Here is an 11,761-nt window from a genome sequence, read left to right as displayed (position 1 = left end):
TGTCAATGCGCCAACTCAAAATCACTAAATCCATTACCAACAGGGAATCTCAGTCCCTGGAGAAGTACTTGCAGGAGATTGGGAAAGTGGATTTAATTACGCCGGAAGAAGAGGTAAACCTCGCTATCCGGATCAAGCAGGGCGATCAGAGAGCACTGGAAAAGCTTACAAAAGCCAACCTCCGCTTTGTGGTATCCGTTGCCAAACAGTATCAGAACCAGGGTCTGTCGCTCAGCGATTTGATCAACGAAGGCAACCTGGGGTTAATTAAAGCTGCACAACGTTTTGATGAAACGCGCGGTTTTAAATTCATCTCCTATGCCGTATGGTGGATCCGCCAATCAATCCTCCAGGCACTGGCTGAACAATCCAGGATCGTACGCCTCCCGCTCAACAAAGTGGGCCTTAGCAACAAGATCAGCAAGGCTTATTCCCAGCTGGAACAAGAGTTTGAAAGAGAGCCTTCTCCCGACGAACTGGCCACCATCCTCGAAATCAACACCGACGAAGTAGAAGCCACTCTCGGCGTAGCCGCCCGTCACGTATCTATGGATGCGCCTTTCATCGATGGGGAAGACAATTCCCTGCTGGACGTGCTCGAAAATCCGAATGCTGTGAGCGCGGATGAAGAACTCGACCATCACGACTCCCTCCGCCGCGAGATCGAACGCTCCCTGTCTACCCTCACCGATCGCCAGAAAGACGTGATCATGCTCTACTTCGGTATCGCAGTGGAACATCCCATGTCGCTCGAAGATATCGGTGAAAAATTTGGCCTCACCCGCGAAAGGGTGCGCCAGATCAAAGACAAGGCCATCACCAAATTAAGAACCACGTCCCGCAGCAAGCTGCTGAGAAACTATCTCGGCGCCTAAACGCAACAGGATAAAGCATAAGGACATTGGGCGATTTTGATGCACAGCGTCAAAATCGCCCAATGTCTTTATGCTTTAAGCCAAAACAACTACATTTGCAGTCCGTTTAAAATACCAACAATGTTTGAATCATTATCAGAGAGGCTTGATTCCGCGTTTAAACAGCTCAAAGGGGAAGGCCGTATCTCCGAAATAAATATCGCCACCACCGTCAAGGAAATCCGCCGTGCACTGGTGGACGCGGACGTGAACTATAAAATTGCAAAAGAGTTTACTGATAAAGTAAAAGATAAAGCCCTGGGCGAAAAGGTAATCACCGCCATTTCTCCGGGCCAGCTGATGGTGAAGATCGTGAAAGACGAGCTCACCGAGCTGATGGGCGGTACCGAAGCAGAACTGGATATCAAAAGCAATCCCACCATCATCCTGATCGCGGGTTTGCAGGGTTCCGGTAAAACCACCTTCTCCGGTAAACTGGCCAACTACCTCAAATCCAAGAAAGGCAAGAAGCCTTTGCTGGTAGCGGCAGATATCTACCGTCCCGCGGCGATCGACCAGCTGAAAGTGCTGGGAGAACAGATCGGCGTGGAAGTATACAGCGAGCCTGAGAACAAGAATGCCGTGCAGATCGCGGAAAATGCCGTGAAACATGCCAAGGCACAGAATAATAACATCATCATCATCGATACCGCCGGCCGTCTGGCCGTAGACGAGGCGATGATGACCGAAGTGGCCAACGTAAAATCCGCTGTGAAGCCGCAGGAAATCCTCTTTGTAGTGGATTCCATGACCGGCCAGGATGCGGTGAACACTGCCAAAGCCTTCAACGAACGTCTCGATTTCAGCGGCGTGGTGCTCACCAAACTCGATGGTGATACCCGCGGTGGTGCGGCCCTTACCATTAAATACACCGTGGAAAAGCCGATCAAGTTCGTGAGCATGGGTGAAAAACTCGATACCCTCGATGTTTTCTACCCGGAACGTATGGCCCAACGTATCCTCGGCATGGGTGATATCACCACCCTCGTAGAACGCGCCCAGGCACAGTTCAACGAAGAGCAGGCCAAAAAGCTCGAGAAAAAGATCCGCCAGAACCAGTTCGATTTCGACGATTTCAAGGAGCAGCTCCAGCAGATCAAGAAGATGGGTAACCTGAAAGACCTGATGGGCATGATCCCGGGCGTAGGCAAGGCGATCAAGGATATTGATATCAGCGATGATGCCTTCAAAGGCATCGAAGCCATGATCAATTCCATGACACCGGCCGAGAGAGGCAACCCCGACCTGATCGACGGCAGCCGCCGTAAACGTATTGCGAAAGGCTCCGGCAAAGATATCCAGGACGTGAACCAGTTCATGAAGCAGTTCGAACAGATGCGCCAGATGATGAAAATGATGAACAAATTTGGCGGTGGTGGCCGCGGACTGAAGGGCATGGTCCGCTAATATTTCCCTGGGAATAAATTTTTTTTGCTAATTTCAATTTAGGGATTACATTTGCATCCCTAATTAACTAAACAATATTTCCTAACTCGCAAAAAATAACTCGACTTATTTATGCCAGTAAAAATCAGACTGCAGAGACATGGCGCGAAAAAAAGGCCTTTCTATTTTATCGTAGTAGCTGACGCTCGCGCTCCAAGAGATGGTAAATTCATCCAGAAAATCGGTACTTACAATCCGCTGACAGTACCTGCTTCCATCAACATCGATACTGAAAAAGCATTGCGTTGGTTGCAGAAAGGTGCTCAGCCTACTGATACCGTAAGAAGAATCCTCTCTTTCAAAGGTGTATTGTATTTGAAACACCTCTTAAGGGGTGTAAGCCTGAACCTGTTCGACGAGCCTACTGCTTATCAGAAATTTGCTCAATGGCAAGCTGAACACGAGCAAAAAGTATCCGCTCGCCGCGACGGTCACAGGAAAGCAAAGATGGCTGCTCCTATCGTTAGGAAAGTAGAAGACACTCCTGCTGCTCCATCTGCAGAAGGAGAAGGTACAGAAGCATAAAACGGCAACGTTTTAAGAAATACCTGAAAAGGAAATATTTGCAGCCGCAAATATTTCCTTTTTTATTTCATGATTTTCGATTGATTGAGGAATTATTCTGATGTCCAATTATTTCAGTATCGGTAAACTCGTTTCTGCTCACGGGCTGCAAGGGGAGATCCTGGTGAGGCATAGCCTCGGCAAGCGCTCTGCCCTGAAGGGCGTGACGGCCATTTTCCTCGAAGAGCGGAAGAACAGCTTTTTACCTTATTTCCTGCAACAGGCCACTGTTAAGGATGCCGAGCATATCTATATCAAACTGGAAGGCATTGATACCAAGGAAGCGGCGCAAAAGCTGCTGCCAGGCCAGGTATACCTGCAGGAAGATGATTTCAAGGCGCAGGCAGCCTCCTCTTCTCCGCTGGCATTGCTGGGGTACATGGTGGAAGATGAGCAGCATGGCGCCCTGGGCGTAGTGGCAGAAGTGATTGAAATGCCGATGCAGGTGCTGGTAAAAGTGATGATCCAGGGCAAAGAAGCCCTGTTGCCGGTAAACGAGCAATCACTTGTGAAGGTGGACAAGAAAAATCAGGTGCTGCACCTGAACCTGCCGGATGGCCTTATTGAGCTGTATACCAGCTGATATTAAACAGGGGCGCAACTGTATAAAGGGCTCGCAAAGAACATGCGTATTGACATAATCACCGTGCTGCCGGAATTACTGGAAAGCCCGCTTTCACACTCCATCATGAAGCGCGCGCAGGCCAAAGGCTTACTGGAAGTACATGTACACCACCTGCGGGAATACTCGACGCTGAAACATGGCCAGGTGGATGATTACCAATTTGGCGGCGGCGCCGGCATGGTAATGATGCTGGAACCAATTGTGAATGCGATTGAATCGCTTCAAGCCAAAACGCAGTACGATGAAGTCATTTACCTGACGCCCGACGGGGAAACTTTTAACCAGAAGATGGCTAATCAGCTGTCGCTCAAAGGTAACCTGCTCATGCTGTGCGGGCACTACAAAGGGATCGACCAGCGTATCCGGGACCATTTCATCACAAAGGAGATCTCCATCGGGGATTTTGTGCTTTCCGGCGGAGAGCTGGGGGCGGCCATATTGGTGGATGCCATCGGGCGTTTGCTGCCTGGCGTGCTGAATGACGAAACCAGTGCCCTTTTCGACTCTTTCCAGGACAATCTGCTGGCGCCGCCGGTATATACCCGCCCGGTAGAATTCAGGGGCTGGAAAGTGCCGGAGGTGCTGTTGAGCGGCGATCATAAAAAGATCGATGATTGGCGTCATCAGCAGGCAATAGAGCGGACCAAAGAGCGTCGCCCGGATCTTCTGTAAATGAATGTATTAGAAATTATATTTTTATCAATATTAAGTAATCTCAAGATTTACCAACGATTAATTTGGTAAATGTGAATTCTTGAATTACTTTTGCACTCCCATAAATATTTGAAAGATGAACGCAATTTCGTTTGTTCACGAGCAACTGACAGCAAAAAAACAGTACCCGAAGTTTAAAGCAGGCGACAACGTCACTGTCAATTATAAAATCGTGGAAGGTAATAAAGAAAGGATTCAGTCCTTTAAAGGTGATGTGGTGAAAATCCAGGGTACAGGATTTACTGCGTCTTTCACTGTTAGAAAAATTTCTGACGGTATTGGTGTAGAAAGGCTGTTTCCGATGTACTCTCCCAACATCGACAGCATCGTGCTGAACAAAGTTGGTAAAGTACGCAGAGCCAGACTGTATTACCTGCGTGAGCGCGCTGGTAAAGCAGCCCGTATCAAAGAAAAAAGGGTTTAGTATAAAATACAGGGAAATTAGTAATAAGCGGGGCCAGCCGGTTCCGCTTTTTTCGTTTTCGTTAAAATCAAATTAAAACTCCGAAAGCTTTACAGACGGGGTGAAAAAGCCGATTTTATAGTTTATCTTTGTTGACTGAATTTAACACAACAAACAATTGAGATGACTGCTGTTTTCGTAAAATCACCGCTCTTAATTCTTCAGGATATCGGTATGTCCGAGCTGCTTTTGATCGCAATCGTGGTATTGCTCCTGTTTGGCGGTAAAAAGATCCCTGAGCTGATGCGCGGACTGGGTAAGGGTATCCGTGAGTTCAATGACGCAAAGAACAATGTGCGCCAGGAAATTGAAGAAGGCATGAGGGAAAAACCTGCGCCACCTACCACACCATCTACTACCGATACACAACAACACAACGGTTAATCTGATAGTAGAACGGCTCCTGACAAAGGAGCTTTTTTATCTTTATTGAATTTAAATTTAACTGGTTTGGCTTCGTCTGAATACAGCAGTATAAATACTTTTCATAAAGCATTATACGCCGGCAGCATCAGCTGCACGGAGCAGGTGCGGTATTATCTTGACCGTATAGCACAGTCAAAACAGCTGAACGCCTTTGTAGAGGTATTTGAGGAAGAAGCATTGGAAAAGGCACGTGAGCTGGATGCCCGTATCCAGGCTGGTGAGCCGCTAGGTTCGCTGGCAGGCGTAGTGGTAGGCATCAAGGATGTGATCTGCTATAAGGGCCATCGTTTAAGCGCCGCTTCGCACATACTGGAAGGCTTCGAATCATTATATTCTGCCACCGCAGTGGAAAGACTGCTGGCGGCAGATGCCATTATCATTGGTACGCTCAACTGCGACGAATTTGCAATGGGATCTACCAATGAAAACTCTGCTTATGGCCCGGTGCTGAATGCGCTGGATACTTCCCGGGTACCGGGCGGTTCTTCCGGTGGTTCGGCGGTGGCAGTACAGGCAGACCTCTGCCTGGTAAGCCTGGGCAGCGACACTGGCGGGTCAGTACGCCAGCCGGCGGATTTCTGCGGCATTGTGGGGCTGAAACCTACCTATGGCCGCATCTCCCGCTATGGATTGATCGCCTACGCCTCTTCCTTCGATCAGATCGGCATTTTCGGCAAGAATATTGCTGATGTGGCCGCTGTTCTGCAAGTGATGGCAGGACCAGATGAGTACGATAGCACGGCATCTCAAAAGGAAGTGCCTGATTATCAAGTGGCTTTGTCGCACAATAAATCCTGGAAATTTGCGTATTTAAGGGACGCATTGTATCACGACGGGCTGGACCCGGAGATGAAACATGGTTACATAGACTTCTTTGAAAGCCTGGTTGCTTCCGGGCATACGGTTACAGGAACCAGTTTCGAGTACCTGGATTATGTGGTGCCGGCCTATTACGTGCTCACCACCGCGGAAGCATCTTCGAACCTTTCCCGCTATGATGGGGTGAAATATGGCCACCGGACGAGCGAACAAAACATCGAGCTGACAGATTTTTACAAAAAAAGTAGGTCAGAAGGGTTTGGTAAAGAGGTAAAACGTCGTATCTTACTGGGAACTTTCGTGCTGAGTGCAGGTTATTATGATGCCTATTTCACGAAAGCTCAGCAAGTAAGGCGCCTGGTAACAGATAAACTGAACGAAATATTAGATCAGTACGACGCCATTTTGATGCCAACAGTGCCTTCAACGGCATTTAAATTAGGGGAGAAAACCGACGACCCTATAGCTATGTACCTGGCAGATATATATACTGTGCTGGCCAACCTCGCAGGGGTTCCAGCTATATCTGTACCTTTGCACCGGCATTCAAACGGGATGCCCTATGGTGTTCAGATCATCACAAAGAAATTTGACGAAGCAAACCTGTTACGGATAGCCCAGCATCTGATGGCCGAGGAGCAGGTTGCGACTGTTTAAAATAAATTGTATGACGAAAATCTTTTTACTTACGCTGTTGCCAGCATTAAGTTTGGGAAGTGTGAAAGCGATGGGTAGCAGCAGCATACCTAAAGAGAAGGCGTACTTCAGCAGTGCGCCGGATACCGCCATCCTTAACCACACGAAAGTGCGGTTACCAAAGGATTCTACCGTTCCCTCCTCTACTTCGGTGGCAGTGAAGAAGGCAGCGCAAAGCTTGCCCAACGCGATCCGCAATGCCAAAGTGTACGAGCAGATCAACAACAACCTGGTAGCGGGTTATGTGAATAACTATGCTACCCGTTACAGCCAGCACCTTCAGATCATGATCGAAAGAGGCCAGCCTTATTTCGCCATGGTGGAAAAAGTGTTCCGTGAACATGGCATCCCGGAGGAAATGAAATACCTGGCCGTAATTGAATCCAGCTTCAATACCAATGCCCGCTCCAGAGTGGGTGCAGTAGGCGCCTGGCAATTCATGGCCGGTACTGCACGTATCTTCGGCCTGAGCGTTGGCAGAAAACTGGATGAAAGAAAAGACTTTTATAAATCCACCCTTGCTGCTGCACAGTACCTCAACCAACTGTATGATCAGTTTGGCGACTGGCTCCTCGTGGTAGCGGCTTATAACTGCGGCGCCGGCGGCGTACAACGCGCCATGAAAGCCAGCGGCCGTGAGGACTTCTGGGGCATGCAATATTTCCTGCCAGCAGAATCACGTAACCATGTTTACAAATTTATTGCTACTGGTTACATCCTCGACCGATTCAATAACTTCTTCGGTGTAAGCGATGACAACACCGCGGTAAGCATGCCCGCTGAAAATGTAAGCGGCGGCGGTATGAGCTTCTCTACTGCCGGCGTTGTAAACAGAGGCCCGCTCACAGAAGAAGAGATCTACAACACCGTTGAGATCAACGTAACCGGTAAATACCGCCTGGAAGCAATTGCAAAGAAACTGGAAGTGGAAGTACCCGAACTGGACCGCCTCAATCCTGGTTTCGCCAAAGCGATGGCTTCTCCTGCCAATGCATATGACCTGCGCATCCCAAAAGAAAAGATGAAGCAGTTCATGGCGATGAAAGAAGATATCCTGAAAGAGTCTGTACAAATGACACTGGATGATAAGGCAGTAGGTGTGGATAAAACCAAATTCCCGCCGCCGGCACGCGTACCTGAGAAGAGCGCTACTGTTGCGAAGAAAGCTCCTGTTCATAGCTCCGGCAAAAAGCACCACCACAGCAGCAAGAAGCATCATGCTGGTGGCAAGAAGAAAAAGAAGAAATAATACATTACCGTATAAAGCAAAAGGGCCACGCAATATGTGTGGCCCTTTTGCTTTATACGGTGATCATCCGTCGCCTTTCACTCGCTGCGAGAAGGTCCAGCAAGGGGCCGGTCATGAAGGTGGTGCCCAGCGCCATCAATACCATCATGGCGAATATTTCGGGGGAGAGGATGCCGAGGTCGTAACCGATATTCAGTACTACCAGTTCCATAAGGCCGCGGGTATTCATCAATGCGCCGATGGCCAAAGACTGGTTCCAGGACTGGCCCATCAGGCGGGCGGTAATTGCACTACCGCCGAATTTACCGGCAACAGCTACCAGCATGATCATCCCGCATGCCATCCACAAATGGCCCTGGTTCAATAATCCGATATGTGTTCTCAAGCCGGTATATGCAAAGAAGATAGGCAGTAACAGCAATACGCTCACATCTTCCACCTTATCTGTCAATATTCTTTTTACAGACGCTTCCTGCGGCATGATTACACCGGCGAGGAAGGCGCCGAACAGTGCGTGTATGCCGATCACTTCGGCCATCCAGGCAGATACCAGCAGTATAAAGAACACGAGGGATATGGCGCTCTTTTCTTTACCCCTGGTTTGTAATGCCCGCAGGGCGCGACTTAGCTGTGGCCGTACAAAATACAGCATCACTGCAACAAAAATTATGGCGAGTATAATGGTGAGCACGGCCGTCCATACGCTGCCGGCATTCACAATGGCTACTACGGCTGCCAGGATGCACCATGCCGTTACATCATCGGCGGCGGCGCAGGTGATGGCCATCGTGCCGAGCGGAGTACCGGTTAGTTTTCTTTCCTGTACAATGCGCGCCAGTACCGGAAATGCGGTGATGCTCATCGCGATGCCCATGAACAGCGCAAAAGAGAGGAAGCTCACCTGCGCAGGCGCAAAGCGTGTGAAAAGAAAATAAGCCAGCCATACGCCCAGGAAAAAAGGCACAACAATACTGGCGTGACTGATCATCACCGCATCATGGGCCTTGTTCCTGATCTTGCTGATATCCAGCTCCATGCCTACGATGAACATGAAAAATGCCAGGCCTATCTGGCTGAGGAACTGTAAATTTTTCATGGAATCTACCGGGAACAGGAAGCCTGAAAACGAAGGAGAGAGCCATCCCAGCAGGGAAGGGCCCAGCAATACGCCGGCGATGATCTCGCCTACTACAGCGGGCTGCTTCATCTTGTTGGCCAGGATGCCGAAAAGCCGCGATGCCAGCATGATCACGATGATCTGCAGGAGGAGCAGACTAAGCGGATGTTTCAGGTTCTCAAAATACTGCCACCAGCTGCCGGCGGCCGCTGCAGCGGGAACAGCGTTATTGGTAACCGTAACAGCAGGCTTCACCGGCAATGATTGCCCTTTGTGAAGGATCAGCCAGATCAAGGCCACGAAAATTCCAATGATGACAGGATACCAGAGCAAACGTTTATTCATGCGCCAAGGGTTAAATGTTCCGAAAGATAAAAAATATTGATCTGATAAAACAGACAGCTTACTTTTGCGCCTGATCAACTGATTGAATAACATATGAATATTCCTGACCGGAAATATCCGTTGGTATCTATTGTAGTAGCCACTTATAACGGAGAGCGATTCCTGGAAGAGCAACTGGATTCACTGGTACATCAAACTTATCCCAACCTGGAAATCATTGTGGTGGATGATGGCAGTAAAGACAAAACGCCGGCCATCCTGCAAGCATATGCTGCAAAGTATCCACAGTTGCGGGTTTACACCAATCCGTCTAACCTGGGCTATGTGAAAAATTTCGAGAAAGGATGTTCATTGGCCACGGGTGATTATATTTCCCTGGCAGATCAGGATGATGTTTGGGACCTGGAAAAAACAATGCTGTTGATGGATGCGATGGAGGCATATCCGATGATCTATTGCGATTCGGCCTTTGTAGACGAGGATCTCAACAGTTTGGGCCGCACACATAAGGACCTCAAAAATCTGCAGGACTTTGATAACCCGCTTTATTTTGCTACGGACAACTGTGTGGGCGGGCATGCGCTGATCATGAAAAAAGAGGTGGTACAACGCGCCATGCCATTTCCGGTGGAAATGCCGCATGACCTGTGGCTCGCATTTGTAGCCACTTTCAGCGGTACGATCAAATATTTTGATCAGGCCCTGGTAAAATGGCGGCAACATGGTTACAACATCACATCGAAGAAGAAAGATAAATATGTGAAGATAGCAGAGGCCAGAAAGCGTGCGGAGATATTTTACCGCAGCTGCCCGCCGTCGCTGATGAAGGAGAAGCAGGTGCTGAATAAATTGCAACAGAGTTATCAAAGTTATTCGCTGTCGAATAACTTTTTGCGGATGTCTTTATTCTTCCGGTACAGGCATTATTTCCTGGCGATGAAGAAGCGGAGCGAGTTCCGCAAGACTTTATTTTGTTTGAAGATGTTCGTGAAGCTACGCGAGCATGTTGCATAAAGCGACGCAGGTTACCCCTGAGGGTAACCTGACGCATACTTCTTTATTGAAGAACTTCTTTATTGAATAGCTGCGATACCGGGCAGTACCTTGCCTTCGAAAAATTCGAGCATGGCGCCGCCGCCGGTAGATACATAACTTACCTTATCTGCCAGTCCGAACTGGTTCACTGCGGCTACAGAGTCGCCGCCGCCAACGAGCGAGAAAGCACCTTTGGCAGTAGCTGCTACGATCGCATCTGCTACGCCTTTGGTACCACCCTGGAAAGGTTTCATTTCAAATACACCCATCGGGCCATTCCACAGAATGGTTTTAGATGTGCTGATAACCTGGCTGAAAAGCGCTACAGATTTAGGTCCTACGTCGAGGCCCATCCATCCTGCGGGGATGTTGTCATTGGATACGATCTGTGTGGCGGCATCTTCCGCAAATTTATCCGCCGCTATGGAATCCACTGGCAGTACGAGTTGTACGCCTTTGGTCTTTGCTTTTTCGATCAGTTCGTTGGCGAGATCGAGTTTATCATTTTCACAGAGGGAGTTACCGATCTCTTTGCCCTGGGCTTTGAGGAAGGTGTAGGCCATACCGCCACCGATGATGATGTTGTTGGCGCGGTCCATCAGTGTTTCGATGATGAGGATTTTGTCGCTCACTTTAGCGCCACCGAGAATGGCTGTGAACGGGGCTTCTGCGTTGTTGAGCACTTTTTCTGCGTTGTTCACTTCTGCTTCCATCAGCAGTCCGAACATACGGTTTTCCGGTGCGAAGAATTGTGCGATCACGGCCGTGGAGGCATGCGCGCGGTGGGCGGTACCGAAGGCATCGTTTACATAAACGTTGCCCAGTTTGGCGAGTTGTTCTGCGAAGGCGGCATCGCCTTTTTCTTCCGCTTTATGAAAGCGAAGGTTTTCCAGCAGGAGCACTTCGCCCATTTGCAGGTCGGCAGCGGCTTTCTCGGCTACGGGGCCGATGCAGTCTTCCGCGAATTTTACGGTAGCGCCACCCAGCAAGGAAATGAGATGATATACAAGATGTTTGAGTGAATATTTATCGGTAGGGCCATCTTTCGGGCGGCCGAGGTGCGACATGAGGATCACGGCGCCGCCATCTTTCAGGATTTTCTGGATGGTGGGCACGGCTGCGCGCATGCGGGTATCGTCGGTGATTTCGAACTGATCGTTCAGCGGAACGTTGAAATCCACGCGTATCAAGGCTTTCCGGCCATTGAAATTATAATCGGAGAACTTGCTCATGGGTATTAGTTTAATAACAGAATAAAAAAAACCGCGGAGCCGACAGCACAAAGCAATCATGCCGCCAGGAAAAATCCGGCTATATCGCTGCTGTGGTGTAGTTCCGCGGAATTTCA

General features: G+C 49.2%; 12 protein-coding genes. 10 read left to right on the top strand and 2 right to left on the bottom strand.

All coding sequences use genetic code 11. The annotated features are described in order from the left end of the window. Positions 1–5 precede the first annotated feature (5 nt). From FPG75_RS24350 to FPG75_RS24310, 9 genes are all read left to right on the top strand, one after another. Positions 6–875, top strand: a complete 870-nt coding sequence (locus FPG75_RS24350; RefSeq protein ID WP_143310653.1) for a sigma-70 family RNA polymerase sigma factor — start codon at positions 6–8, stop codon at positions 873–875. 120 nt (positions 876–995) lie between these two features. Further along, positions 996–2,321, top strand: coding sequence for a signal recognition particle protein (gene ffh, locus FPG75_RS24345; protein WP_143310652.1), 1,326 nt, complete (start codon positions 996–998; stop codon positions 2,319–2,321). Positions 2,322–2,432: 111 nt separating this feature from the next. After that, positions 2,433–2,885 (top strand): 30S ribosomal protein S16, encoded by a 453-nt coding sequence (gene rpsP / locus FPG75_RS26390; protein WP_143310651.1) that lies wholly within the window; start codon positions 2,433–2,435, stop codon positions 2,883–2,885. A gap of 100 nt (positions 2,886–2,985) precedes the next feature. Further along, positions 2,986–3,507 (top strand): ribosome maturation factor RimM, encoded by a 522-nt coding sequence (rimM, locus tag FPG75_RS24335; RefSeq protein ID WP_143310650.1) that lies wholly within the window; start codon positions 2,986–2,988, stop codon positions 3,505–3,507. A 42-nt stretch (positions 3,508–3,549) separates the two neighbouring features. Continuing rightward, on the top strand, positions 3,550–4,221 hold the full coding sequence (trmD, locus tag FPG75_RS24330) for a tRNA (guanosine(37)-N1)-methyltransferase TrmD (protein WP_143310649.1): 672 nt from the start codon (positions 3,550–3,552) through the stop codon (positions 4,219–4,221). Between the two features lie 118 nt (positions 4,222–4,339). After that, on the top strand, positions 4,340–4,687 hold the full coding sequence (rplS, locus tag FPG75_RS24325) for a 50S ribosomal protein L19 (protein ID WP_143310648.1): 348 nt from the start codon (positions 4,340–4,342) through the stop codon (positions 4,685–4,687). A gap of 162 nt (positions 4,688–4,849) precedes the next feature. After that, complete coding sequence (locus FPG75_RS24320) at positions 4,850–5,110, top strand: Sec-independent protein translocase subunit TatA/TatB (protein WP_143310647.1); 261 nt, start codon at positions 4,850–4,852, stop codon at positions 5,108–5,110. 66 nt (positions 5,111–5,176) lie between these two features. Further along, entirely contained in the window at positions 5,177–6,628 is a 1,452-nt protein-coding gene (gene gatA, locus FPG75_RS24315; protein ID WP_201749698.1) for an Asp-tRNA(Asn)/Glu-tRNA(Gln) amidotransferase subunit GatA, read from the top strand. 10 nt (positions 6,629–6,638) lie between these two features. Next, positions 6,639–7,916, top strand: a complete 1,278-nt coding sequence (locus FPG75_RS24310; protein ID WP_143310646.1) for a lytic transglycosylase domain-containing protein — start codon at positions 6,639–6,641, stop codon at positions 7,914–7,916. A 52-nt stretch (positions 7,917–7,968) separates the two neighbouring features. Here the strand turns inward: FPG75_RS24310 and FPG75_RS24305 are convergent, their stop codons facing one another. Next, positions 7,969–9,378: a cation:proton antiporter gene (locus FPG75_RS24305; protein WP_143310645.1), complete on the bottom strand. Its 1,410-nt coding sequence runs from the start codon at positions 9,376–9,378 to the stop codon at positions 7,969–7,971. 93 nt (positions 9,379–9,471) lie between these two features. Between FPG75_RS24305 and FPG75_RS24300 the strand changes: the two genes are divergently transcribed. Continuing rightward, positions 9,472–10,392 carry a glycosyltransferase family 2 protein gene (locus tag FPG75_RS24300; protein WP_143310644.1) on the top strand — a complete coding sequence of 307 codons (921 nt, stop codon included), beginning with the start codon at positions 9,472–9,474 and terminating at the stop codon, positions 10,390–10,392. Positions 10,393–10,451: 59 nt separating this feature from the next. Here the strand turns inward: FPG75_RS24300 and FPG75_RS24295 are convergent, their stop codons facing one another. Next, positions 10,452–11,645: a phosphoglycerate kinase gene (locus FPG75_RS24295; protein WP_143310643.1), complete on the bottom strand. Its 1,194-nt coding sequence runs from the start codon at positions 11,643–11,645 to the stop codon at positions 10,452–10,454. Between the last annotated feature and the right edge of the window lie 116 nt (positions 11,646–11,761).

Origin of the sequence: Chitinophaga vietnamensis (genome assembly GCF_902167635.1) — a bacterium.
GTDB classification, from domain to species: Bacteria; Bacteroidota; Bacteroidia; order Chitinophagales; family Chitinophagaceae; genus Chitinophaga; species Chitinophaga vietnamensis.
This window is presented reverse-complemented; position numbering and strand designations above follow the sequence as displayed.

What these genes read in the sequence shown, in the direction of transcription:
- FPG75_RS24310 (WP_143310646.1), top strand. Translation starts at nt 6,639, where the DNA reads ATGACGAAAATCTTTTTACTTACGCTGTTGCCAGCATTAAGTTTGGGA.
- FPG75_RS24300 (WP_143310644.1), top strand. Translation starts at nt 9,472, where the DNA reads ATGAATATTCCTGACCGGAAATATCCGTTGGTATCTATTGTAGTAGCC.
- rpsP (WP_143310651.1), top strand. Translation starts at nt 2,433, where the DNA reads ATGCCAGTAAAAATCAGACTGCAGAGACATGGCGCGAAAAAAAGGCCT.
- rplS (WP_143310648.1), top strand. Translation starts at nt 4,340, where the DNA reads ATGAACGCAATTTCGTTTGTTCACGAGCAACTGACAGCAAAAAAACAG.
- FPG75_RS24305 (WP_143310645.1), bottom strand. Translation starts at nt 9,378, where the DNA reads ATGAATAAACGTTTGCTCTGGTATCCTGTCATCATTGGAATTTTCGTG.
- ffh (WP_143310652.1), top strand. Translation starts at nt 996, where the DNA reads ATGTTTGAATCATTATCAGAGAGGCTTGATTCCGCGTTTAAACAGCTC.
- FPG75_RS24320 (WP_143310647.1), top strand. Translation starts at nt 4,850, where the DNA reads ATGACTGCTGTTTTCGTAAAATCACCGCTCTTAATTCTTCAGGATATC.
- FPG75_RS24350 (WP_143310653.1), top strand. Translation starts at nt 6, where the DNA reads ATGCGCCAACTCAAAATCACTAAATCCATTACCAACAGGGAATCTCAG.
- rimM (WP_143310650.1), top strand. Translation starts at nt 2,986, where the DNA reads ATGTCCAATTATTTCAGTATCGGTAAACTCGTTTCTGCTCACGGGCTG.
- FPG75_RS24295 (WP_143310643.1), bottom strand. Translation starts at nt 11,645, where the DNA reads ATGAGCAAGTTCTCCGATTATAATTTCAATGGCCGGAAAGCCTTGATA.
- trmD (WP_143310649.1), top strand. Translation starts at nt 3,550, where the DNA reads ATGCGTATTGACATAATCACCGTGCTGCCGGAATTACTGGAAAGCCCG.